This is a genomic window from Mycobacterium sp. (genome assembly GCF_051006775.1).
In the GTDB taxonomy this organism is placed as follows: domain Bacteria; phylum Actinomycetota; class Actinomycetes; order Mycobacteriales; family Mycobacteriaceae; genus Mycobacterium.
In genome coordinates this window covers 1-22,417 of record NZ_JBPCSX010000096.1, presented here as the reverse complement: position 1 = coordinate 22,417, position 22,417 = coordinate 1, and the positions used below count along the sequence as shown (strand labels likewise).

At 65.9% G+C, this 22,417-nt stretch carries 22 protein-coding genes; 7 read left to right on the top strand and 15 right to left on the bottom strand.

Going from position 1 to position 22,417, the window contains the following annotated elements:
• Positions 1-9: 9 nt before the first annotated feature.
• The 6 genes from ACR2JI_RS07070 to glf form a co-directional block, all read right to left on the bottom strand.
• On the bottom strand, positions 10-897 hold the full coding sequence (locus ACR2JI_RS07070; RefSeq protein ID WP_526389371.1) for an alpha/beta hydrolase: 888 nt from the start codon (positions 895-897) through the stop codon (positions 10-12).
• 89 nt (positions 898-986) lie between these two features.
• Positions 987-2,990 carry a terminal beta-(1->2)-arabinofuranosyltransferase gene (gene aftB, locus ACR2JI_RS07065; protein WP_526389370.1) on the bottom strand — a complete coding sequence of 668 codons (2,004 nt, stop codon included), beginning with the start codon at positions 2,988-2,990 and terminating at the stop codon, positions 987-989.
• Positions 2,968-3,876, bottom strand: coding sequence for a decaprenyl-phosphate phosphoribosyltransferase (locus ACR2JI_RS07060; RefSeq protein WP_526389369.1), 909 nt, complete (start codon positions 3,874-3,876; stop codon positions 2,968-2,970). The genes aftB and ACR2JI_RS07060 overlap by 23 nt, the downstream gene beginning before the upstream one ends.
• Entirely contained in the window at positions 3,869-4,414 is a 546-nt protein-coding gene (locus ACR2JI_RS07055) for a phosphatase PAP2 family protein (RefSeq protein WP_526389368.1), read from the bottom strand. Before ACR2JI_RS07055 ends, ACR2JI_RS07060 begins: the two co-directional genes overlap by 8 nt.
• A gap of 7 nt (positions 4,415-4,421) precedes the next feature.
• The gene (locus tag ACR2JI_RS07050) at positions 4,422-6,359 is read right to left on the bottom strand and encodes a glycosyltransferase family 2 protein (RefSeq protein WP_526389367.1); all 1,938 of its coding nucleotides are present in this window, start codon (positions 6,357-6,359) and stop codon (positions 4,422-4,424) included.
• Positions 6,356-7,603 carry a UDP-galactopyranose mutase gene (gene glf / locus ACR2JI_RS07045; RefSeq protein ID WP_526389366.1) on the bottom strand — a complete coding sequence of 416 codons (1,248 nt, stop codon included), beginning with the start codon at positions 7,601-7,603 and terminating at the stop codon, positions 6,356-6,358. Before glf ends, ACR2JI_RS07050 begins: the two co-directional genes overlap by 4 nt.
• Before the next feature lie 264 nt (positions 7,604-7,867).
• Here glf and ACR2JI_RS07040 point away from each other — a divergent pair, with 264 nt between their 5' ends.
• Both ACR2JI_RS07040 and ACR2JI_RS07035 read left to right on the top strand, forming a co-directional pair.
• A complete protein-coding gene (locus ACR2JI_RS07040; RefSeq protein ID WP_526389365.1) occupies positions 7,868-8,782 on the top strand; it encodes a hypothetical protein in 915 nt (304 codons plus the stop codon).
• Positions 8,783-8,947: 165 nt separating this feature from the next.
• Positions 8,948-10,567 (top strand): N-acetylmuramoyl-L-alanine amidase, encoded by a 1,620-nt coding sequence (locus ACR2JI_RS07035; RefSeq protein ID WP_526389364.1) that lies wholly within the window; start codon positions 8,948-8,950, stop codon positions 10,565-10,567.
• A 13-nt stretch (positions 10,568-10,580) separates the two neighbouring features.
• Here the strand turns inward: ACR2JI_RS07035 and ACR2JI_RS07030 are convergent, their stop codons facing one another.
• Entirely contained in the window at positions 10,581-11,393 is an 813-nt protein-coding gene (locus ACR2JI_RS07030) for a Cof-type HAD-IIB family hydrolase (protein WP_526389396.1), read from the bottom strand.
• 31 nt (positions 11,394-11,424) lie between these two features.
• A complete protein-coding gene (locus ACR2JI_RS07025; RefSeq protein ID WP_526389363.1) occupies positions 11,425-12,198 on the bottom strand; it encodes a lysophospholipid acyltransferase family protein in 774 nt (257 codons plus the stop codon).
• 70 nt (positions 12,199-12,268) lie between these two features.
• On the opposite strand from ACR2JI_RS07025, the gene ACR2JI_RS07020 reads away from it, so the two are divergent.
• Both ACR2JI_RS07020 and ACR2JI_RS07015 read left to right on the top strand, forming a co-directional pair.
• A complete protein-coding gene (locus tag ACR2JI_RS07020; RefSeq protein ID WP_526389362.1) occupies positions 12,269-13,816 on the top strand; it encodes a Rieske 2Fe-2S domain-containing protein in 1,548 nt (515 codons plus the stop codon).
• The gene (locus tag ACR2JI_RS07015) at positions 13,813-14,157 is read left to right on the top strand and encodes a hypothetical protein (protein WP_526389361.1); all 345 of its coding nucleotides are present in this window, start codon (positions 13,813-13,815) and stop codon (positions 14,155-14,157) included. Before ACR2JI_RS07020 ends, ACR2JI_RS07015 begins: the two co-directional genes overlap by 4 nt.
• A 9-nt stretch (positions 14,158-14,166) precedes the next feature.
• On the opposite strand, the gene ACR2JI_RS07010 is transcribed toward ACR2JI_RS07015, so the two are convergent.
• Positions 14,167-14,982, bottom strand: a complete 816-nt coding sequence (locus ACR2JI_RS07010; protein ID WP_526389360.1) for a DUF5718 family protein — start codon at positions 14,980-14,982, stop codon at positions 14,167-14,169.
• Positions 14,979-16,232, bottom strand: a complete 1,254-nt coding sequence (serS, locus tag ACR2JI_RS07005; RefSeq protein WP_526389359.1) for a serine--tRNA ligase — start codon at positions 16,230-16,232, stop codon at positions 14,979-14,981. Before serS ends, ACR2JI_RS07010 begins: the two co-directional genes overlap by 4 nt.
• A gap of 130 nt (positions 16,233-16,362) precedes the next feature.
• Between serS and ACR2JI_RS07000 the strand changes: the two genes are divergently transcribed.
• Both ACR2JI_RS07000 and ACR2JI_RS06995 read left to right on the top strand, forming a co-directional pair.
• On the top strand, positions 16,363-17,568 hold the full coding sequence (locus tag ACR2JI_RS07000) for a septum formation family protein (protein WP_526389358.1): 1,206 nt from the start codon (positions 16,363-16,365) through the stop codon (positions 17,566-17,568).
• Positions 17,568-17,918: a metallopeptidase family protein gene (locus tag ACR2JI_RS06995; RefSeq protein WP_526389357.1), complete on the top strand. Its 351-nt coding sequence runs from the start codon at positions 17,568-17,570 to the stop codon at positions 17,916-17,918. Before ACR2JI_RS07000 ends, ACR2JI_RS06995 begins: the two co-directional genes overlap by 1 nt.
• Positions 17,919-17,938: 20 nt before the next feature.
• Here the strand turns inward: ACR2JI_RS06995 and ACR2JI_RS06990 are convergent, their stop codons facing one another.
• The 5 genes from ACR2JI_RS06990 to pheA form a co-directional block, all read right to left on the bottom strand.
• Entirely contained in the window at positions 17,939-18,100 is a 162-nt protein-coding gene (locus tag ACR2JI_RS06990) for a hypothetical protein (RefSeq protein ID WP_526389356.1), read from the bottom strand.
• Positions 18,101-18,242: 142 nt separating this feature from the next.
• A complete protein-coding gene (locus ACR2JI_RS06985) occupies positions 18,243-18,500 on the bottom strand; it encodes a hypothetical protein (protein ID WP_526389355.1) in 258 nt (85 codons plus the stop codon).
• Positions 18,501-18,542: 42 nt separating this feature from the next.
• Positions 18,543-19,742, bottom strand: coding sequence for a zinc ribbon domain-containing protein (locus ACR2JI_RS06980; RefSeq protein ID WP_526389354.1), 1,200 nt, complete (start codon positions 19,740-19,742; stop codon positions 18,543-18,545).
• A gap of 28 nt (positions 19,743-19,770) precedes the next feature.
• Entirely contained in the window at positions 19,771-20,457 is a 687-nt protein-coding gene (locus ACR2JI_RS06975; protein ID WP_526389353.1) for a histidine phosphatase family protein, read from the bottom strand.
• Entirely contained in the window at positions 20,454-21,371 is a 918-nt protein-coding gene (pheA, locus tag ACR2JI_RS06970) for a prephenate dehydratase (protein WP_526389352.1), read from the bottom strand. The genes ACR2JI_RS06975 and pheA overlap by 4 nt, the downstream gene beginning before the upstream one ends.
• 76 nt (positions 21,372-21,447) lie before the next feature.
• Between pheA and ACR2JI_RS06965 the strand changes: the two genes are divergently transcribed.
• Positions 21,448-22,185 (top strand): CPBP family intramembrane glutamic endopeptidase, encoded by a 738-nt coding sequence (locus ACR2JI_RS06965; RefSeq protein ID WP_526389395.1) that lies wholly within the window; start codon positions 21,448-21,450, stop codon positions 22,183-22,185.
• Positions 22,186-22,417 lie beyond the last annotated feature (232 nt).

Here is a 22,417-nt window from a genome sequence, read left to right as displayed (position 1 = left end):
TCCGGTTAGCTACTTGATGGCGGCCGCGATGTCGGCGGACATTGCTGCGAGTTGCCCCGACCAATTGCCCCAGTCATGATTTCCGCCGGCCGGGAAGTCGAAGTGGCCGTTGTGGCCGCCGACCGCGCGGTAGTGCGCGTAGAACGTGCGGTTGCTGCCCTGGGCGATATCGCAGCGACCGATCATCGCCGCCGGATCGCTGCAGGTGACGTTCTGCGGGCTGAACACCCACAGCCGGGTGTTGTTGTCCACCAGGAGCGCGACATGGACGTTGGGATCGTGCCACTTCCACCGGCCGAGCTGGGGAGCGCCCCACATCGCCTCGATGTTGCCGCCGCTTGCGTTGATGCCCGCCGAGATCGCGCCGTTGGTGAAGGTGTCCGACGGGTTGAGGAATCCGGACAGCGAGCCCGCGTAGCGGTAGCGGTCCGGATGGAAGGTGGCCATGGTCAGCGCACCGGTGCCGCCCTGGGCGGCGCCGACGATCGCGTGACCGGCGGGAGCGAGGCCCTTGTTTGCTGCCAGCCAGTTGGGCAGTTCGTCAGCGAGGAAGGTTTCCCACTGCTTGCTGCCGTCCAACTCCCAGTTGGTGTACATGCTGTAGGCGCCACTGGCCGGGGCTGCGACCGACAGGCCGCTGCCGGCGAAAGCGCTCATCGCGTTGCCGACCGTCACCCAGTTGCTCACGTCGGGGGCCGCGTTGAACGCGTCGAGCAGCACCACCGCGTGCGGACCGCCACCCTGGAACGCGACCGGGATGTCCCGGCCCATCGCCGCAGACGGGACCATCAGGTACTCCACCCCCGCGGCGCTCGCGGCCGGAGCGGTGACGCACCACGTTCCGAGCGCCACGACGAGGGCGCCCAACGCCCGGAACAGCTTCACCAGAACCCTCATACCCACCTCACGACCGATTCGTCCACGACACCCCGTAGTGAATCACAATCGTGGGCCCGGGTTTCCGTGATTGGCGTGCTGAAAACCCGCTACGGGCCCGTCGCGGGGAGCCCGGTATAGGGCGGGACATCGAAGGGCGGGCGGTCAAGACCGCAGCGCAACAAGTCGTATTCCGGCACCCGGTCGATGCGGTACCGGGTGAACTCCAACGCGCGATGCAGGTTGCCGATGAACCGTGGAAGGGTCATCGGATCCCGGATGGACTTGAGTTTCTCCGCGGTTTCCGGGCAGCCGAGGGCGGCCCGCGCCTCCGTGATCCACCCCTCGTCGAGGTAGGGCGGCACATACGGATGCTTGGTGAGCCAGGGCCCTTCCGCGACCGCCCAGTCGGGGAAGAGGTTCTTGTCATGGCCGATCCGGGCATCGTCCAACCGTGCGGTGTGTGCGGCCAGGGGGTTGGCCAGGCCGATCTGATCGATCACCCTGGTGTCGAGGCCTACGTTCATCCCCACCATGCCGAGGTTGGTGAAAAAGACGGTGTGCGGAGCGACTTGGCGGCGCCAGGTATCCATCGGCACCCCCGGAGGCGGCGGTGGCGGCGGCAGGGCCGGCACGACATCCCACACGTCGTAATTGCCCGACGGCAGCAGCAGTGCGCCGTCGGGGGTGTTTTTGATGGCCACCAGCACGGCCCGCATCCGGGGATAGTCGAGATAGTCCGCTGCCGTCAGCGGGTGGGCATGACCGGTGGCCTGCGAGTAGAACCGGCGTTCGTCGACGATCCCCGAGTAGGTGACCCGGGTTGCGTCCGATCCCAATCCGGGAGAGTTCGCGGCCCACAGCGCCCAGCCGGCCAAGGCGAGCCACAGCGCCGCAGTCGCCCGGCCGACGAGGCGGCCCTTCTCCCGCGCGAATCGGTTGGCTGTTATCGCCACCGGGATCACCGCCACCGGGGCCAGCACACAGAACAGCGGGGCAAGCAGAACCCGGCCGTGCATGAAGTCACCGCCCTGGCGGATCCAGTACAACCCTTGGATCAACCCGCTGATGATCATGAACACCACGATGGCGCGCGAGTTCTGCACCGAACCTCGCAGGCCGGTACCGGCATCCGAGGTATCGGCAGCGCGGGCCCACCACGGTCCGGACCGCTCGGCGAGCAGCACGGCGCCGAGCCCGATGAGCAGCACCGCCGGAATCCACAACAGGTACGGCCCGGCGAAGTTGTCCAGATAGGTGAACCCCTGAGCCCACTTGCTGCCGGCGGCATCCTTGGCCAGGGCGGTCTGGGGCACCAGGAGCCCGTAGTAACCCATCCGGAAGATCTCATAGCCGACCGGCAGTAGTCCGCCCGCGATGACGATCCACCCACGAGCGCGCCACCCCGACGCGGCGGCGAGCATCATCAGCAGTACGACACCGCCGATGAGCGCCAGTTCGGGACGCACCATGACGCTGAGTCCGGCGACGAAAGCCAGTGCCGCATTGAACACCGGTCTCGGGCGGGAATTCGCCGGGATCTGCGACCAGCAGACCAACATCCACCACAGCAGGCCGAGCCAGGCAGTCACCAGACCGTTCTCCAGTCCCGACGTCGCGAAGTCGCGCGCGGGCGGAACGGCGATGTACACCAGCGCCCCGGCCGGCAGGACCAGGGCTCGCCTTCCGTTCAGCGTGGGCGCCCACAACCGGGCCGTACCGAGCATGACCATCGCCACCCCGCCGATGCTCAACGCCAGCGCCAGCGCCAGCGCCACATACTCCAGACGCAGTGGTCCGCCGATCAGGCTGCCGAAGTAGACCAGGTAGGTCCAGGCCGCGGAGGTGTTGGACTCCACCCGTTCGCCAGCGTTGAACACCGGGCCGTTACCGGCCAACAGATTGCGAATCGTCCGCAGCACGATAAGCCCGTCGTCGGCGATCCAGCGCCGCTGCCAGATACCCCAGGCCCACAGAACAGATACCACCGCGACGGTGATCCACAGGCTTATCCGCGTCGGGGCGCTGTAGGGGAACGCCGGCCAGTCGCCACGGACCGAACTGCTTCCCGGCGAAGCGGTTTCGGGCTCGCTAACCGAATACGACGGCGGCAACTACGGTTCCGATCCAGGCCAGTGCCAGCATCTGCAGCACGCGGTCACCCAGGGCGATCTCTTCGGGCTCGCCCGCCAGGCCGCCGTCGACATCAACCGCATAGCGGAGGATGGCAATGGTGAAGGGGATCATCGAGATGACGAACCACGAGCCCTGGCCGCCGTCTCGCTCGAACGCCCACAGACCGTAGGAGAGCACCACAGCCGTAGCCGAAAGGGTCCAGACGAAACGTAGATAGGTGCTGGTGTAACTCTCCAGCGATTTGCGGATCTTTGCACCGGTGCGCTCAGCGAGTTGGAGCTCGGCATAGCGTTTTCCTGCCGCCATGAACAACGATCCGAAGGCCATCACCAGAAGGAACCACTGCGAGAGCGGAATTCCGGCAGCCACGCCACCGGCGATCGCCCGGATCAAGAAACCGGAAGAAACGATGCAGATATCAAGCACCGCTTGATGTTTCAGCCCAAAACAGTAGGCAAGCTGGATGACCAGATAAACCGCCATGACCACAGCCAGCTGAGGTTTGACCAACCAGGCGATGATCAGCGAAGCAGCCGCCAGTGCGGCTGCCAGACCGTAGGCCATCCCGACCGGAAGCACGCCTGCGGCGATCGGCCGGAAACGCTTCGTCGGATGGGCACGGTCGGCTTCGACGTCGCGGGCGTCGTTGACGAGGTAGATCGCCGAGGCTGCGAAGCTGAATACGACGAACGCTATCGAGACCTGGATCACCACCCGGCGATAGTCGTAGGTGCCCTCATGGCCCAGTGCCGCCAGCGGCGCAGCGAACACCAGGAGGTTCTTGACCCACTGCCGGGGGCGGATCGCCTTGATGATGCCGGCGAAAAGGCTGCTCGGCGGACCGGCGACCTTGGCGTCACTCACTGTTCGACTCCTTCTTGGCGCCGCCGACGCGGGCCGTGACCCTGGCAACGATGGCTCCGACGGCGATACCGGCGAGCACATCACTCGGGTAATGCACGCCCAGCACCAGCCGTGACATCGCCATCAGCGGAACGATGACCAGTGGCAGCGGTGAGCGGGTGGCCCGGCAGAGCAGCATAGCCGCGGCCGTGCTGGACGTGGCGTGCGCCGAGGGGAAGCTCAATGAACTCGGCGTGCCCACATTGACCGCGATATCCCGATGATGCGGCCGCTTTCGCCGGACGGCGAGTTTGATGACGATCGCCGCCGCGTGGGCAGCAATGGCACCGACACCGACAAGCAGCCAGTCCCGACGGCGCTGCGGAACCAACAGCGCACCGATGCCGGACAGCGCCAGCCAGCCCGCGGCGTGCTCGCCGAAATGGGACATCAACCGCGTCACCGTCAGAACCGGCGGTGTGGCGAACTTCGACTGGACGGCAACCAGTACGGCGACCTCACCAGTCGGCGTCCCCGTCTCGAGTCCCGGCTCAGACATTTCCGTCTCAGACATTGATCGGCGATTCGTCGAACAGCACGGTCTCCCATTTCTGCGTGCTCGACAGCACCGGCAGCGCCTGGCGGTAGACGCGGCGCATGTGGTCGTACTTGCGGGCCAACGCGATATGGCGGCGCAGCGATGCACGCAACAGTCCGAACATCTTGGCCCGGTCTCGCTGCCGGTACACCACGCCACGACCATCGGCGGTGGTAACCGTCACGCCATCGACGTTGCACAGCAGGAACCACCGCGCGTCCTGGGTGGCGACGTTGAGTTGGGGCCTGGTGTGATTACCCGGATCCTCCCTGCGGAGTTGATGGAGCACACCACGCACCAACCGGAAACCGATTGCGGGCAGGGCCACCGGCGGCTTGTGCACCTTGGTCCTGCCGCTTGCGGCGGGCAGCGAAGTCGCACCGGGCAGGACCACGGCGTCGGGAAACTCTTTGCGCATGGCCCGGACCTCTGGCAGCGCGGACTCCAGGATGGAGAAGATGTGCTCCGGGCCGGCCAGGAAGTCGTCGATCGCCTTGTTCTGGATCGCGACGGTCGAATATTCCAGGCACAGGAGATGTTTGAGAGTGGCCTTGATTGAACTCATGATCAGGCCGCGAACCGGCGCATCCCAGTGCAGCGCGGACACCACCAACCGGTTACGGAGGTGGAAGTAGGCCTGCCAGTCGATCGCGTCATCTTTGTCGCTCCACGCCATATGCCAGATCGCCGTGCCAGGCATGGTGACGGTGGGATAGCCGTGCTCGCCTGCCCGCAGACCGTAGTCGGCGTCATCCCATTTGATGAACAGCGGCAGCGGCTGACCCAACTCCTCCGCGATCTGGCGGGGGATCAAACACATCCACCAGCCGTTGTAGTCGACATCGATGCGCCTGTGCAGCAGCGCACTGGAGCCGGTTTCGTCATCGCTTGTGAGGGGGTACTTGGCGAAGTCGTGGTCGTACTCGGTGTACGGAGCGTTGGTCCACATAAAGTTGGCCCGGTTGACCACCTCGCCCATGACGTGCAGGTGCGACGGCTCCTGGAGGTTCAGCATCTGACCGCCGATGAGCGTGGGCCGCTTGGCGAATCGGCTCAGCGCCAGCGCGCGCAGGATGGAGTCCGGTTCGATGCGGATGTCGTCGTCCATGAACAGAATCTGTTCGCAGTCGGTGTTCTTGAGTGCCTCGTACATGACCCGGCTGTAGCCGCCGGATCCACCGAGGTTCGGTTGATGGTGGACCGAGAGTCGCTCCCCCAGTGCGGCGGCCGCGGCGGCGAAACCGGGGTTGGCGATCGACTTGTCGGTGCCCTGGTCCACGACGATCACCGCGCCGATGACGGCGTCGACCAATGGGTCCGATGTCAATGCCTGCAGCGCGTTCACACAGTCGGCGGGCCGGTTGAACGTCGGGATGCCAACTGCGACGTCGGCGCGGCCGGGGGCGGCGGCCGGTGCGTACCACCCCGCGCTGTGCATCTCGGTCTCGGTGTCGGTGGTGATGTCGAACCAGATCCAACCGCCGTCCTCGAAGGGCTCGAGTTCGACTTCGAATTCCGCGGTGGCGGCGGTGCTCGCGTCCGGGCTGACGATCTCGGTGCCGCCGACGCTGATTCGTGCCGCGTTCGCCTTGGAGCGGTACACATCTACCCGCGCACTACCGGTCAGTTCCACCCGCAGCACCACCGAGGTCAGAGTTGACCAGCGCCGCCAGTAGCTGGCCGGGAATGCATTGAAGTAGGTCGCGAACGACACTTCGGACTCGGCGCCGATCTGCAGCGCAGTGCGAGTGGCGGCGTGAGCGCGGCGGGCGTTGGTGTCGGACTCGACGATGTACAGCTTGCGCACGTCCAGGGATTCGCCCGGCCGCGGCAGGATGACCCGCGCGAGCAGACTCACCGCCCGGGTCTGACCGGGCGGGATCGGTCCGGTGGGGATTTCGCTCATGATCCGTTGCTTTCGTCGGCCTCGTCAGCCGTCAGCGGCGCACCGTCGCGCAGATGCGGCACCAGGACGTTGTCGTACATGTTCAGCGCACTTGCGATGGCCATGTGCATGTCGAGGTATTGATAGGTCCCCAGCCTGCCACCGAACAGGACCTGGGCAGCGGCGGTCTCGGCCCTGGCGCGTCCCCGGTAGGCGGCCAGTACGGTGCGGTCTGCCTCGGTGTTGATCGGGTAGTACGGCTCGTCGTCGGAATCGGCGAAACGGGAGTACTCCCGCATGATGACCGTCTTGTCAGCCGGATAGTCCCGTTCGGGGTGAAAGTGACGGAACTCGTGAATGCGGGTGAAGGGGACGTCGCCGTCGTTGTAGTTCATCACCGGCGTGCCCTGAAAATCGCCGGTGGGCAGCACCTCGACATCGAAATCCAGTGTGCGCCAACCCAGCCGGCCTTCGGTGTAGTCGAAGTAGCGATCCAACGGTCCGGTGTAGACCACCGGCGCATCCGGACTCGCGGTCCGCAACTGGTCCCGGACATCGAACCAGTCGGTGTCCAGCCGCACCTCGATACGGTCATCGGCAGCCATGTTCTGCAGCCATGCTGTGTAACCGTCGACCGGCAGTCCCTCGTAGGTGTCGTTGAAGTAGCGGTTGTCAAAGGTGTAGCGGACCGGCAGTCGGCTGATCGTGGAGGCGGGCAGCTCCTTGGGGTCGGTCTGCCACTGTTTGGCGGTGTAGTCCTTCACGAACGCCTCATACAGGGGGCGGCCGATCAGCGAGATGGCCTTCTCCTCGAGGTTGTTCGCCTTGGACGTTTCGATTTCGGCGGCCTGCTCGGCAATCAGCGCGCGGGCCTCGTCGGGACCGTAGTAGCGGCCAAAGAACTGCGCCACCAGACCCAGACCCATCGGAAACTGGTAGGCCTGGCCATCGTGCATGGCGAACACCCGATGCTGATACCCGGTGAAGTCGGTGAACTGGCGGGCGTAGTCCCACACTCGCGAATTGGAGGTGTGGAACAGATGGGCGCCGTAGCGGTGGATCTCGATACCGGTTTCCGGCTCCGGCTCGGAGTAGGCGTTTCCGCCGATGTGCGATCGGCGCTCGATGACCAGGACCCGCTTGCCGAGCTGCGTGGCCGCGCGCTCAGCGATCGTGAGCCCGAAGAAACCGGAGCCGACGACGAAGAGGTCGAAGTCCCCGGGCGCAGAACCGGTGGGCGTGACCCGGGAATCAAGAGAACTCATCGGTTGCCAGGTTATCCGACGTGGGCCCCGGCAACGGTGCGGCGAACCGGTGCGACCCGCAGAAAGTCCCGTGAATCTGCCCACCTTGCAGCGGATCTCAATGTCGCGATTCGCTCACGATTCAGCATCGTCACTCCAGTCTCAAGAATCTCAGCTTTAACATCAGTACACGTCAGCTTTCGGCTCTGGCATACCGCCGGAATCGGAGTTGACGAAGGGGTCCACAACTACGGGCCCACCTAGTCGCAAATTGAGGAGACTTCCGTGCCGAACCAACGTCGACGCAAGATCTCGACTGCCATGAGCGCGGTCGCCGCCCTCGCTGTCGCCACGCCGTTCGCGGCAATCGGTGTCATCGAGCTGACCGGGAGCGGTCACATCACCGAGCACCGCGACTTCACCCAGGCCGCGGTCGTCACCGACCTGCCCAACGAGATCCTGTCCGCACTGCAGGCGGGGCTGTCGCAGTTCGGCATCAACATCCCGCCGCTGCCGACCGGCTTGAGCCCGGCAGGCGCCCAACCGGTGCAGACCGGGCCGGCTCTGACCACGCCGTCGCTGACCGCGCCGGGCCTGACCACACCCGCGCTCACGACGCCGGGTCTCACCACACCGGCGCTGACTGCGCCCGGCCTGACCACACCCGCGCTCACGACGCCGGGCCTGACCACACCGGCCGCAGCGACGCCCGGTCTGACCACGCCGGGCCTGACCACGCCGGGCCTGACCACACCGGGCGCGGCGGCAGCCGTTCCCGGTCTGACCAATCCGGCGCTGACCAGCCCGGGGCTGACGGCTCCCGGCATTTCGACCCCGCAGCTGGGCGCAACTCCCGGATTGACCACCCCGGCCACGGGTATCGGCCTGCCCACCGGTATCGGTCTGCCCACCGAGATACCGATCACCACCCCGCTGGGTCCTGTTGCGGGAACCTATCCGATCCTCGGCGACCCGTCGCTGGGCCTGCCGGGCACGATCGCGCCGGCGGCCAGCTCAGGCGGCATCATCGGCGACCTGAGCAGCGCCGCCAATCAGCTCGGCGTCGGTCAGGCGATTGACCTGCTCAAAGGTGTCGTGATGCCGGGTATCACCCAGGCCATGCAGGGCGCAGCATCGGCGGCAGCAGCCGCTCCCGCGGCCGCCGCACCGGCGGTCGAGGCCGCGGCTGCCGCCGGCTGAGGCCGGCGACCGGCAACCGCTGGCTCCGGCCGGCGAAGCCTGCACCAAAACGGCACCGCAGGGTGATTCACCCCTGCGGTGCCGTTGCATGCTCAACTTTCACAGTTTTATCAATAGCCCGTGTTGAAACGCTGGCAACAACTAGCGCATACGTAACATCGCACTGTGTCGTCCCGCCGCCGGCCAGCACCGGCGATCCTGTTCACCGCCATCGCGGCGACCGTGGTGGCGGTGCCGTTGGCGGTCGGCCCGTCCGACCGGCAGCACGTGCCCAGTGCCGATGACACGGTTCTGACCCAGCAGCCGTTGACCGGCCTCGGCGGTGGAGAATCCGTCCGCGAGATCAGCCAGGACACCCCCTTCTCGATGGTCGCTTTGACTGGCAGTGATCTGTCCGGCACCTCGGCACGGGTGCGGGCCCGGCAGGCAGACGGCTCCTGGGGTCGGTGGTACACGACGGAGAACATGGAGTCGAACTCCGATGACTCCCAACTTGGTGGGCCGCGGGGCACCGACCCGATCTTCGTCGGGACCACCACTGCGGTTCAGATAGCAGTGTCCCGCCCGATGTCCGCGCCCGAGACTGTCGCACCGCCGGAGTCGGGTCTTGAGGCGGGGCGCCAGCTCGGCTACATCCCCGCCAACGCCGAGGAGTCGCTGGGGCAGACCCTCTCAGCGGTACTGATCACTCCACCGAAGACACCGGTCGACAGTCAGTGGACGCCCCCGACGGCCGTGCTCGGGCCCGGTCAGCCACCCAACATCATCAGCCGGACCGAGTGGGGCGCCGGAAGCGGCTCGCGCTGCGGCGGACCGTCCTACGGCAACGGCCTGCGTGCCGCGGTCGTGCATCACACCGCAACCGGAAACGACTATGCCCCAGAGGATTCCGCATCGATTGTCCGGTCGATCTACGCTTATCACACGATGACCCTGGGCTGGTGCGACATCGCCTACAACGCCTTGGTGGACAGATACGGCCAGGTCTTCGAAGGCCGGGGTGGCGGGATTACCAAGGACGTCATGGGATCGCACACCGGCGGTTTCAACCGCGACGTGTGGGGTGTGTCGATGATCGGCGATTTCGAGGACGAGCCGCCGACGGACGCCACAATCAAGACGGTCGGCCGGCTTCTCGGATGGCGGTTGAGCCTCGACAACATCAACCCACTCGGATCGGCGCCACTGACATCGGCCGGCGGCTCCTACACCGTCATACCGGGCGGCAGAACGGTGACACTGCCGGAGATCTTCGCCCACCGTGACGTCGGCAACACCGAGTGCCCCGGTAAAGCGGGTTACGCGGCGCTGGACCAGATCCGATCCATTGCAGCGGGATTCAACCGGCCACCGGATGCGACCGAATCGCTGCGCGGCGGTGCGATCCTGGCGCGCTGGGAGACCGATGGCGGCGTGCTGAGTCCGCTCGGGAGCCCGACCTCTCCGGAGGCCTCCGCGGACGGCTCGGCCCGCTACGCGACTTTCGAAAACGGTGCGATGTACTGGTCACCGGAGACCGGAGCACAACCCCTCACCGGTGCGATCTACCAGGCGTGGGGTTCGCTCGGCTTCGAGCGGAGCGCTCTCGGTCTGCCCACGAGTGGAGAGATCGCCGAACCACAGTGGATCGTGCAGAACTTCCAGCACGGCACGCTCAACTTCGATCGGCAGACCCACAACGTCATTCGGGTCATCGACGGGGTGGACCTTCTGCTGCCTCCCCCGGACACCGACGGTCCGCCGACACAGCTTGAACGGTTCAGCCGGATCCAGACCACGGACTAGGCGCGGTCCGGCGCTACAGCCACCACCGTTCGAGCACCCGAGCCACTCCATCGTCACTATTGGGTGCGGTGACCTCGTTGGCCGCCGCGATCGCCTCCGGATGGGCATTTCCCATCGCAACGCCGTGCCCGGCCCAGCTCAGCAGGGGCACATCGTTGGGCATATCCCCGAAGGCCACCACGTCCTCAGCGGTGATCTCCAGCGGGTGGGCGACCTGTTGGACACCGATGGCCTTACTTATCCCCAACGGACTGATCTCCACCAGCCCGTCATTTGTGGAGAAGGTGATATCCCCCAGCAGGCCAACATGTTTGGCCAATGCGGCGGCGAGTTCGGCACTGGGCATTCCGGGCTTACGGACCAGAAGTTTGACAGCGGGTGAGCTGATCACATCCTCGTGCGAGACCTCGGTGTTGTCCGGATTCAGCCAGGCGTGCTCATATCCGGGCGCGCTGACGAACTGCGGAGTAGCCGAGTCATGCGCGCTGCGGCCCACCCGTTCAGCCGCCAGGCCCGCTCCCGGCACGATGCGAACCGCGATCTCGGCGATTTCGGTGAGCTGATCCACCGACAGGGTCTGCGCAGAGATGACCCGGTCATTGGCCGGGTCGTAGACCACCGCACCGTTGGCGCACACGGCCATCGGCGCAAAACCCAGCGCCTCCACCACCGGCGGTATCCATCGCGGCGGGCGACCGGTCGCCAAAACGAAGACAGCGCCGGAGTCCACCGCCGCAAGGATCGCCTGGCGGGTGCGGCCGGTGACGCGCTCGTGATGGTCCAGTAGCGTGCCGTCGACGTCGCTGGCGATGAGCGCAGGCAGCATCAGCACGGTTGGCGGCTGTGAACGGTTGTCATCAGTCCTGTTCCGCGGAGCTACCGAGTTCACGCTGCCGACGCTTCTCGGCCCGGGCCGCCAATTCGGCCACCTCCAGCTCGGCGGCCTGCGCCGGTGTGGGGGCACTACCGCCGAGGCGGTGCGGAACCCAGAACTCACCGGGCGGATACGGCCCGTAGGCGTCCTGCACCTGATCGAGAAGATGTTGCATCCGCGAACGCAACAGCTCGGTCAGTTCGGCGGGCGGCAGAGTAGGCATGATCGGCTCTCCGACGGCGACCGATATCGGCACCTTCGGCCGCCATAACTTCCTGGGGTGGTCCTTGGTCCAGATGCGCTGTGCGCCCCAGACGATGTGCGGAACGATCGGTACGTCGGCGGCGATCGCCATTCGCGCCGCACCGGACTTGAACTCCTTGAGTTCGAAGCTTCGGCTGATGGTCGCTTCGGGATAGACGCCAACCAGTTCGCCCGCCTTCAGCGCCGCCACCGCCGCATCGAAGGACTCGGCCCCATTGGCACGGTCGACCGCGATGTGACGCATGGCGCGCATCAGCGGACGGCCGTACCTGTTCTCGAAGATCTCCTTCTTGGCCATGAACCGGACCTTGCGGCCGATCTCGTCCGACGGAAGGCCGGCGAAGGTGAAGTCCAGGTAACCGGTGTGGTTGATCGCTACGACCGCGCCGCCGGTGGCCGGCAGGTGCTCCAACCCGGTGATGGTGAACTTCAGGCCCTGGATTCGCCAGAGCATCCGCGCGGCCTTGATGGCAGTCCCATATACCGGCTCCACAGCGCCAGCCTAGTGCGGGGCGGGGGGCTAAGCTCATGACCGGTCAAGTCCACCGTTGGGAAGGGTATTCGTGCAGGTCACCAGCATCGGTCATGCCGGCTTTCGGATCGATACCTCCGCCGGCAGCATCTTGTGCGACCCGTGGGTCAACCCTGCCTACTTCGGTTCCTGGTTCGTCTTTCCCGACAACAGCGGCCTGGACTGGCCGGCCCTGGGCGACTGCGATTACCTCTACGTCTCACACCTGCATCTCGACCACTTCGACGCGAAACTGCTCTCCGATCACGTCAGCAAGGACGCGGTGGTGCTGCTGCCGGATTTCCCCGTTCCCGATCTTCGGCGGGAATTGGAGACGCTCGGCTTCCACCGGTTCCTCGAGACCGAGGATTCGGTCAAACACCGGGTGAGCGGACCCAAGGGCGATCTGGACGTGATGATCATCGCGCTGCGCGCGCCGGCCGACGGTCCGATCGGGGACTCCGGCATCATCGTCTCCGATGGCGTCACGACCGTCTTCAACATGAACGACTCACGGCCGCTCGGACTGGACGTGCTGGCCCAATTCGGTCAGATCGATGTGCACATGCCGCAGTACTCCGGCGCCATCTGGTATCCGATGGTCTACGACATGCCAGACCGCGCCAAGGAGGCCTTCGCCGTCCAGAAGCGCCAGCGCGGCATGGACCGCTGCCGGCAGTACATCGCCGATGTCGGCGCAACGTGGGTGATCCCGTCAGCCGGCCCACCGTGCTTCCTCGATGACGAGTTGCGTTTCCTCAATGACGACTGCGGCAACCCAGGCAACATCTTTCCCGACCAGATGGTGTTCCTGGACCAGATGCGGTTGCACGGGAACACCGGTGGTCTGCTGATGATCCCGGGCTCGGTTGCCGATTTCCACGGTTCCCAACTGATCTCGCTGAAACATCCGATGCCCGACGCCGACGTCGAGCGGATCTTCACCACCGGCAAAGCGGCCTATATCGCCGAGTACGCCGAGCGCATGGCGGCTGTCCTCGCCGCCGAGAAGGCCAGTTGGGCGCCCGCCGCCGGCGATCCCCTGCTCGAACCGCTGCGAGCGCGCTTCGAACCGATCATGGTGCAAAGTGACCAGATCTGCGACGGCATCGGCTACCCCGTCGAGTTGAAGATCGGTGCAGAGACCGTCGTATTGGACTTCCCGAAGCGCATCGTCCGCGAACCGGTTGCCAACGAGAATTTCCGCTACGGCTTTGAGATCGCGCCCGAACTCGTTCGCACGGTTCTCCGCGACAACGAACCCGACTGGGTGAACACCATCTTCCTGTCGACCCGGTTCAAGGCCTGGCGGGTCGGCGGTTACAACGAGTACCTGTACACGTTCTTCAAATGCCTCACCGACGAGCGCATCGCCTACGCCGACGGCTGGTTCGCCGAAGCCCACGATGACAGTTCCACGATCACCCTTGCCGGCTGGGAGGTTCAGCGCCGTTGCCCGCACCTGAAGGCCGACCTGTCGAAGTTCGGCGTTGTCGAAGGCGAAACCCTGACGTGCAATCTGCATGGCTGGGAATGGGATCTCAAGACCGGTCGCTGCCTAACCACCAAGGGCCACCAGTTGCGCTGCTCACGCGCATGACTCGGCCACCGCGGCAGTACTACGACGACGGCCTGGTGCTGCTCGACCGGCATGCACTGACGCTGCGGCGCTACCACTTTCCATCTGGAACGTCGAAAGTCATTCCGCTGCAAGCTATCCGGAGTTACAAGGCGGAGCCACTCGGTACGTTGATCCAACGCTTCCGGCTATGGGGCAGTTCGGACCTGCGTCGTTGGCTACCACTGGATGTGCAGCGGCCGCTGAGGTCCACGTTGATCACCCTCGAGATCCCCGGTACCTGGCCCAGCCCGGCGTTCACCCCGGCACAACCCCGGGAATTCCTGACGATGTTCGCCGAGGTTCTGGGACGCCGGGACTGACCGCCGACGTCAGGACTCCCAGACCAGCTGGCGAAGCTCCGAGAACTCCTCGCAGTCGGTGTCATAGACCCGGACGATCGCCTCGTCACCCGGATTGAGGTAGGTCGATCCCCCGTACTCGGTGTAACGCGTTGCGCCGATGCCGATCAACACATGCTCGGGCCGGCCACAATCGACCATCAGCGCACCGACATCCTCCAAAGGTGTTTCCGGGGAACCCTTCTGGTTAGCCAGCCGCTCGACGATCCAGTCCAGCAGCACCTCACCGTAATAGGAGTAACCGAGTAGCGGGCTGTCCTGGCCGTACTCGTGGTGAACACCGTCCGCGGTGCGCAGATGGCACAGCAGGCGCATCGATGCCGTGGGGCCGTCGGGGGTGAGGTCGTGCACCTCGAAGAACTCGCTCGCAACACCTTTGGACGCCGGACCCCAGTTCTTCTTGTGGCTTATCTTGGGCGCGTTGGGCCGTCGGATGGAGCAGTCGTTGAAGGCGCCGAGTGCGAACGGTTGCAACGTCACGACGGTGTCGCCATTCCAAACCACCCGGCAGGCAAGACCGACCTCAGGCTCGATCTGTAGGTTCAACGGCCCGTCCGCCTCGGCGGTGGGCGGCACGATCAGAGCGTCGTGCGACAAGGGGAACTGGCCCAGGAAGCTGTCGTGTCCGGGCACGTACCACGGGAAAATCCCTTTCGGGGCGCCCTCCGCGGCGACAACGGTCGCGAAGTCACCTGCCTCCCCGGCCTGGTCGAGATGGCCGGCGAAGTTGCCGGCGACACCGAATCCGAACCAATCGTGCATATCGTTGAGATCGAGCTCGATCATGGGCGCAGCACCTCTGTGCCGACGAAAGGCACCAGAGCGGCCGGGACTCGGACGCTGCCGTCGGGCTGCTGATGGTTCTCCAGTATGGCGACCAGCCATCGGGTGGTTGCCAGGGTTCCGTTGAGGGTTGCGGCGGTCTGCGGCTTGCCGTTCTCGTCGCGATAACGGGTGGCCAACCGGCGGGCCTGGAAGGTGGTGCAGTTCGAGGTCGACGTCAACTCGCGATAGGCCTGCTGGGTGGGCACCCAGGCTTCGCAGTCGAACTTGCGCGCCGCGGATGATCCGAGATCGCCTGCGGCAACGTCGATTACACGGTAGGGCACTTCGATCAACTCCAGCATCTGCCGCTGCCATCCGAGCAACCGCTGATGTTCTGCCTCGGCATCTTCGGGCCTGCAGTAGATGAACGCCTCCACCTTGTCGAACTGGTGAACCCGGATGATGCCGCGGGTGTCCTTGCCGTAGCTGCCGGCCTCTCTGCGGAAGCAGGATGACCAGCCTGCGTAACGCAGCGGTCCGTCGGACAGATCGAGAATCTCGTCGGAGTGGTAGCCGGCCAACGGGACCTCGGAGGTGCCGACGAGATAGAGGTCGTCCGCCTCCAGGTGGTAGATCTCATCGGCGTGAGCGCCGAGGAAACCGGTGCCGGCCATCACCTCGGGACGCACCAGCACCGGGGGGATCATCAGGGTGAAGCCGTTGTCCGTCGCCAGACGCACGGCCAGCTGCAGCAGACCGAGTTGGAGCAGAGCACCACGACCGGTCAGGAAGTAGAACCGCGAGCCGGAAACCTTGGCGCCGCGCTCCATGTCGATCAGCCGGAGGGACTCCCCGAGGTCCAGGTGGTCTTTCGGATCTTCGATCGCCGGCGTTTCACCAACGACCTCGAGAACCACGTAGTCGTCCTCACCGCCTGCCGGTACACCGTCGATGATGATGTTCGGGATCGCCGTGTGCGCGGCGATGAACGCGGCTTCGGCCTCGGCCTGCGCCGCCTCAGCTTCTTTGACGCCGGCCGCCAGTGACTTGGCGTGCTCCAGTAGTGCCGGACGCTCCTCGGCGCCGGCCGAACCGACACTCTTGCTGGCGGCCTTCTGCTCGGCGCGCAGGGTGTCGGCCGCTGAAATCGCCGCGCGACGGTTGCTGTCGGCGGCAAGCAGGGCGTCAACCAGTGCGGGATCCTCACCCCGGTTCAGTTGGGACCGGCGCACCGCATCGGGATCTTCGCGGACCAGTTTCAGGTCGATCACGATCGCAACCCTACTTTCGGTGGGTTGCGCCCCCGATGACGCCCTGGGGTCGGGTCGATCCTGCCGGACAGCACAACCCCGTAACGGTCAACCTGCATCACTTGTCACACCACAGTGTGGGCCTGCCACAATGGAGCCGATGGTGCAGTTATCCGAGCGCGATGAGTCGCTGGCCCCCGACGAGAATCCGGACGAACAGCCCGTCTCCGGGCGCCGCGGGGCGTTGCGCACCCTGCAGGCCACGTCGACACGGCGGGCCCTGCTACTGACCGCACTCGGCGGGCTGTTGATCGCGGGGGTCGTGACGGCATTGCCCTTCGGCGCCAGGAGCGCATTCGGAGCCGACGGTGGCGGACTGGGCACTAATCCCACGTTCGCCAGAGCCGAGCCGGGGGACTGCCTCAACTGGCCGGATAACTCGGCCGACGCAGCGACGATCGTCGACTGCAAGGACGGCCACCGCTTCGAGGTGGCCGCGTCGGTGGACTTGCGCGCCTACCCGGGCAGTGAGTTCGCCCCCGACGCGCCGCCTCCAACGCCCGCGCGGATCCAGCAGATCAGCCTCGAGCAGTGCGCGCCGGCGGTGGAGCAGTATCTCGGGGAGAAGTTCGATCCCAACAGCCGGTTCAGCATCAGCCTGCTGTGGGCGGGTGACAAGGCCTGGAAGCACTCCGGTGAGCGCCGAATGCTCTGCGGGGTCCAGTTGCCGGGGCCGAACAACCAGCAGGAGATCTTCACGGGCCGGGTGGCTGATCTCGATCAGTCCAAAGTCTGGCCTGCTGGCACCTGCCTGGGTATCGACCCCGCGACAAGTCAGCCGACCGACGTTCCGGTGGATTGTGCGGTGCCGCACGCCATGGAGGTCACCGGTGCGGTGAATCTCGCAGAGAGGTTCCCCGCAGGAGTGCCCGTCGAAGCCGACCAGGATGCGTTCATCAAGGACGTCTGCACTCGGCTCACCGACGCCTATCTGGCTCCCGTTCAGTTGCGCGACACGACACTGACACTGATCTACAGCACCGCCTCCCTGCCGAGTTGGAATGCCGGCAGCCGTCAGGTTGCCTGCAACATCGGGGCCACCCTGGGAAACGGTGGCTGGGCGACTCTGATCAGCAGCGCCAAGGGCCCGTTGTTGATCAACGGCCAGCCTCCCATTCCGCCGCCGGCCATCCCCGAGGGTCGACTGGATCTCCCTCTGCCCCCGGCCATTCCGGGTTTTGCCCCGCCTGCGGTCAACAGCCAGCCTCGCCTTCAGCAGCAGCCGGCAACGCAGACCGCCCCGGCGGTGCGGCAGGTGCCGGCACCGGGTCCCGCGCCACGTGTAGCGACCGCCTAGTGCCGGCCCGGATGAGCCCGGAGCGCTTCGAAGAACTCGTCGGTGATGCGCTTGACCTCATCCCGTCGGATCTGGCGCAGGCCATCGACAACGTCGTGATCCTGGTAGCCGACCGCGACTCGGACGATCCTGAATTGCTCGGAATCTACGAGGGCATCGCACTGACCGATCGCGACACGACGTATGCGGGTGCGCTGCCCGACACGATCACGATCTTCCGCGAAAGCCTGCTCGAGATGTGCGATACCGAGGACGAGGTCGTCGAGGAGGTCGCGATAACGGTGATTCACGAGATCGCCCATCACTTCGGGATCGATGACGAGCGGCTGCACGAATTAGGCTGGGGCTGAACGCCACCCGCTAACGCCATTTATCGCAGCGGATCGCCATTCCACTGGAAGCTGTTGACGTACTCACCCAGATCCTTGGCGATTTGCAGATTCGCCCCCGAGGGCGGACCCGGGCCGAAATCCGGCCCGAACGCGTGGTGCGGGCCGCTGGCGAAGGCGATCAGGGCCACATCGTTTTTCACCAGGTCGGTCGAATTGGCCAGCAGGGACGCATACGGCCCACGGATGAGCCCGGTGGCCCGCGGGAACGCCGAGGTCCCCGCGGGCCACCGAGCTGACTGTCATCGGCGGATGCTCCGCGGCCCGCCGAAGCCGCAGACCCGCTTAGTTACCGGTGATGACGTTGCCCGGAAGGGCGGTCGGAGCCGCGGGGGCCTTCACCGTCGGGGAGAACGAGTTGGCCCCGCCCGGCTTGAGGTTCTTTTCGGTCGGCGCCACCGGAGCACTGGAGCCGGAGGACGGCGCGACCGTCTCAGCCGGCTTCTCCTTCGTGCTGCTGCACGCCGTCAACGTTCCCATGCCGACGAGAGCGGCCGCACCGGCCGCAAGTGCGATCTGGCGAGTCAAACGGGCTGACAACATATGAATTTCCCTACTTTCTGCGCCCGGAAGGGCGAACTCGAATTATACCGGCCCGTCAGCGTCGGTGGCGGTTGGAACAGGTGGTGACTCCTTTCGCAACCGCCGCGAGAGACGCGAGGACGCTCGACTGGCCGCGCCACAAAACGGGCAGAAGGGCATGTCGGGCACTATGCGATCGCAGTGCACGCACAGCACGGGCTGACCGGTTGCCGGATCGGGCGCCTCCCGCAGCAAAGCCATCTGGACGGCTACCCGCAAGCCGAACATAGCGACCAGTGCCAGGATGAGGTGGAGAACCAACTGGGTGATCTGCGGCAGGCGGGCCGCCTCCATCACCCAGACGGCGCCGTACAGGGATGCGACCAGCAGACTGAACAGCAGCAGCGCGGCGCGGACCCGCCCCGGATGGGCACGCGCGCTGGCACCCGGCCGAAACCACAGCAGTATGCCTATGAGTCCACCGGAGGCCGCGGCGGTCAACGGCGCGGCGACTCCGTAGAGCGCGGCGTGGACGGCCAGTCGCAGCGGTTTCACGTTGGTGATCAGACCCGAGACGAATTGTGGGGCGAAATTGGTGATGGTCGAGGCCCCGGTGAAGGTCAACGCGCCCAACGCTCCGATCACAAACCCGTCCAAGGACTCGCGGCCGGGCGGCCGAAGCAACCGGACCACGATTGCCGGCAGCGTCATCAGGAACGCCCCCACCAACGACACGGCGAGCCCGACACTGAGTATCTGCTCCAGCGCGAACCCGGCGGCCAGCGGAATGCCGTAGGCGCGTGCGACCACCCCGCCGGTGAATACGGTCCAACCCACACCCAAGGCGGTACCGATCACCGCTGAAACAAACAGTCCGTGCCGGGGCATGTCCCGATAGACATCGGTCTGCCATAGGTACAGGACGAACAGGACGGGAACACCGAGGCCAGTAACGGTGATGAGTGGGCCGACCAGGCCCAGCCAGGAGAAGGCGACCAAAGCCGCGAAGAGCAGGAGCAGGCTGATCCGGAACGGACTGCTGGACGGCCGCTCCAGGTGCGGGAACAACGAACTGGTGAAGGCCGGGAACGCCAGACGCTCACCGGGGGCCGCCGCGAAAGCACTGGGCCGCAATAACGTTCGCCACCGGGCTGGTTCCGCGCCCAGCTCGGCACCGCAGCAGCCGCAGAACGTCCCGTCCGGGACCGCTGAACCGCACGCGGGACACACGACAGTCTCGACTGCGTCCACTCGGGATGTCATAGCGCGTAGGTCCTCAGCGGTCTCATCCTCAACCCATTGGGTCGACGGCTTTCAGTGCGTCCTCTACCGGATGGGAGTCCGGCTCCGGATAGAACGGCGGCGTATGGGTCCCCCACTGCAGACAACTCCATCGCCCGTCGGTTATCGGCATCAGCGTCACGAACTCGGTGTTGGCCAGGTGGTGGTCGAGGACGAAGCTCGGCTCGACACCGGCGAGCACCGCAGCGGCCAGCCGGATCGCCGCGCCGTGGCTGACCACGATCACGTCCTGGGACCAGCGCTCGTCGTCGAGGTAGCGCAACCGGAGGTCCTGAACAACCGGCAGGTACCGCTGGAGGACGTCATGCCCGTTCTCTCCACCGGGCATGGCTACATCGAGAGCGCCCTCATGCCATCGTCGGTAGACGAGGTTGAACGCCGCGATCGCCTCGTCGTCGGTGCGGTCCTCCAGATCGCCGGCCTGGACTTCGTGAATGCCGTCGACTGCCGTTGCCTCGGTGGCTAACTCGGCGCTGATCTCGGCTGCGGTCTGCGCAGCGCGATGGGCGATGGAGTGCAGCAGCATGCCGGGTCGTTCGCGTCGGGAACGGGCGAACTCACGAGCCTGCAACCGGCCGTCGTCGGTGAGTTCAGCCCCCGGGGGCCGGGTGTCCAGCCGACGCTCAACATTGGCCAGCGACTGACCATGCCTGACGAGGATGAGCCGTCCACTCACGCGGTGCCCTCGCGCAACCCGGCCAGCCACCGATCAGCCTCATCCGGTTTCGGTGGAAGCGCGCCCAAGGCGGCGCCGGTGGACCACGAGCCGAGATAGCGCACATCGGCACAGCGGCGATGCAGGGCCTTGAGCGCCTCGGCCACCGCGTTGTCCTCGATATGGCCGACGCAGTCCAGGAAGAAGATGTAGGTGCCCAATCCTGTTCGGGTGGGGCGGGATTCGATCCGGGTGAGGTCGATATCCCGGATGCTGAACTCTGTCATCGCCGACACCAGCGCACCCGGTGCATTGTCCAATTGCAGGACCACCGAGGTGCGGTCGTTTCCGGTGCGGGCGGGCGGGCGGCCCACGGGCCCGACGAGAACGAACCGGGTCCGCGCGTTGGGTTCGTCGACCACACCCTCTGCCAAAGTGGGCAATCCATAACGCCGTGCTGCTAACGCCGTGCTGACACCTGCGTCGCAGCGACCGTCGGCAACATCGCGGGCAGCGGCCGCGTTCGAGTTCGTGAGGACGACCTCGGCTTCGGGGAGTTCGGCGGCCAGCCACCGCCGAACCTGAGCGGCCGCCACCGGGAACGCCGCAACACTGCGAACCTGCGCGGCGGACATTCCCGGCCGGACCACGATGCTGAAAGCGACATCGAGGGTCAGTTCGGCGTATATCTGCAGGGGCGAACCGGCAGCGAGGCTGTCCAGGGTGGGCAACACGCTGCCCTCAATCGAGTTCTCAATCGGCACGCAGGCGAAATCCGCCGCACCCGAACGAACCGACTCGATAGCCGAGGGCGTGGTCTCAGTCGGATGGGGCGTGATCTCACCGCCGCGCGGCACAGCGCCGGCGGCAGCCATCCTGAGCAATGCCGCCTCGGTGAACGTCCCCTCCGGACCGAGGTAGGCGATACGAGCCACGGGACAACCCTATCGGGTCGAACCGGCCTGAACCGGTGAGCGTTACCGTGGCGGGGTGAGCGAGGGCCAGCCGGTGATGCCACGGCGGGCCGCGCAGATCGAGATCGGCGTCATGCTGGCCGTGACGTTCGGCGTCAGCGCGGTCATCGCGATGCTGGAGCTGGCCGATGCGGTGCTGTCCGGTCTGCCCGGCCATCGGGTCCGGCTCAACCCGAACCAGTCCCGCTATGACCTGATCAACCTCGGTCTCAACCTCACCTCGGTGGGCCAGCTGGTGGCTTGGGGTTTGCTTGCCCTTTATCTGTTGTGGCGCACCGGAATAAGGCCCTCCGCAATAGGACTCGGGCGGCTGCACTGGCGGCCCGACGTGCTCGGCGGGCTTGGCCTGGCAGCACTGATCGGCATCCCCGGGCTGCTGCTCTACATCGCCGCCCGAGCCCTGGGCTTGAACGCCGAGGTCGAGCCGTCAGCTCTGCACAACTCGTGGTGGCGGATACCGGTTCTGGTTCTGGCAGCCTTCGCCAACGGGTTTGCCGAGGAGACAGTCGTGGTGGGTTACCTGATCACCCGACTGCGCGAAGTGGGCTTGACCAACCGCGGCGCCATGCTGGCATCGGCGGTACTGCGCGCCCTGTATCACCTGTACCAGGGATTCGGCGCGGGTCTGGGCAACCTGGTGATGGGGCTGGTGTTCGCCTACACATGGAACCGCAGCGGCCGGCTGTGGCCGCTGGTCATAGCCCACGGGGTCATCGACACGGTGGCGTTCGTCGGCTACACGCTGCTGGCCGGTCATACCGGCTGGCTCCGCTGATTCAACGGCCGTTGCCCGTAAATTGACCTGGTGAGCGAGCATCGCACGCCGGCCGATGACACGCCGACTGAGCGGATTCCCCGGGTTCGGGTGCGACCATCCGAACCGTCACAGGTGATCCCGCGCAATCCCGCCCGGCGGCCACCCGGGCCTCCCCCACCGGTCCCGCCCAGACCTCTCCCACCCATCCCGCCCAGGCCTCTCCCACCCATCCCGCCCAGACCTCTCCCAC

What these genes read in the sequence shown, in the direction of transcription:
- ACR2JI_RS07070 (WP_526389371.1), bottom strand. Translation starts at nt 897, where the DNA reads ATGAGGGTTCTGGTGAAGCTGTTCCGGGCGTTGGGCGCCCTCGTCGTG.
- ACR2JI_RS07055 (WP_526389368.1), bottom strand. Translation starts at nt 4,414, where the DNA reads ATGTCTGAGCCGGGACTCGAGACGGGGACGCCGACTGGTGAGGTCGCC.
- ACR2JI_RS07050 (WP_526389367.1), bottom strand. Translation starts at nt 6,359, where the DNA reads ATGAGCGAAATCCCCACCGGACCGATCCCGCCCGGTCAGACCCGGGCG.
- glf (WP_526389366.1), bottom strand. Translation starts at nt 7,603, where the DNA reads ATGAGTTCTCTTGATTCCCGGGTCACGCCCACCGGTTCTGCGCCCGGG.
- ACR2JI_RS07030 (WP_526389396.1), bottom strand. Translation starts at nt 11,393, where the DNA reads ATGCTGCCTGCGCTCATCGCCAGCGACGTCGACGGCACGCTACTGGAC.
- ACR2JI_RS07015 (WP_526389361.1), top strand. Translation starts at nt 13,813, where the DNA reads ATGACTCGGCCACCGCGGCAGTACTACGACGACGGCCTGGTGCTGCTC.
- ACR2JI_RS07010 (WP_526389360.1), bottom strand. Translation starts at nt 14,982, where the DNA reads ATGATCGAGCTCGATCTCAACGATATGCACGATTGGTTCGGATTCGGT.
- ACR2JI_RS07000 (WP_526389358.1), top strand. Translation starts at nt 16,363, where the DNA reads ATGGAGCCGATGGTGCAGTTATCCGAGCGCGATGAGTCGCTGGCCCCC.
- ACR2JI_RS06985 (WP_526389355.1), bottom strand. Translation starts at nt 18,500, where the DNA reads ATGTTGTCAGCCCGTTTGACTCGCCAGATCGCACTTGCGGCCGGTGCG.
- ACR2JI_RS06980 (WP_526389354.1), bottom strand. Translation starts at nt 19,742, where the DNA reads ATGACATCCCGAGTGGACGCAGTCGAGACTGTCGTGTGTCCCGCGTGC.
- ACR2JI_RS06965 (WP_526389395.1), top strand. Translation starts at nt 21,448, where the DNA reads ATGCCACGGCGGGCCGCGCAGATCGAGATCGGCGTCATGCTGGCCGTG.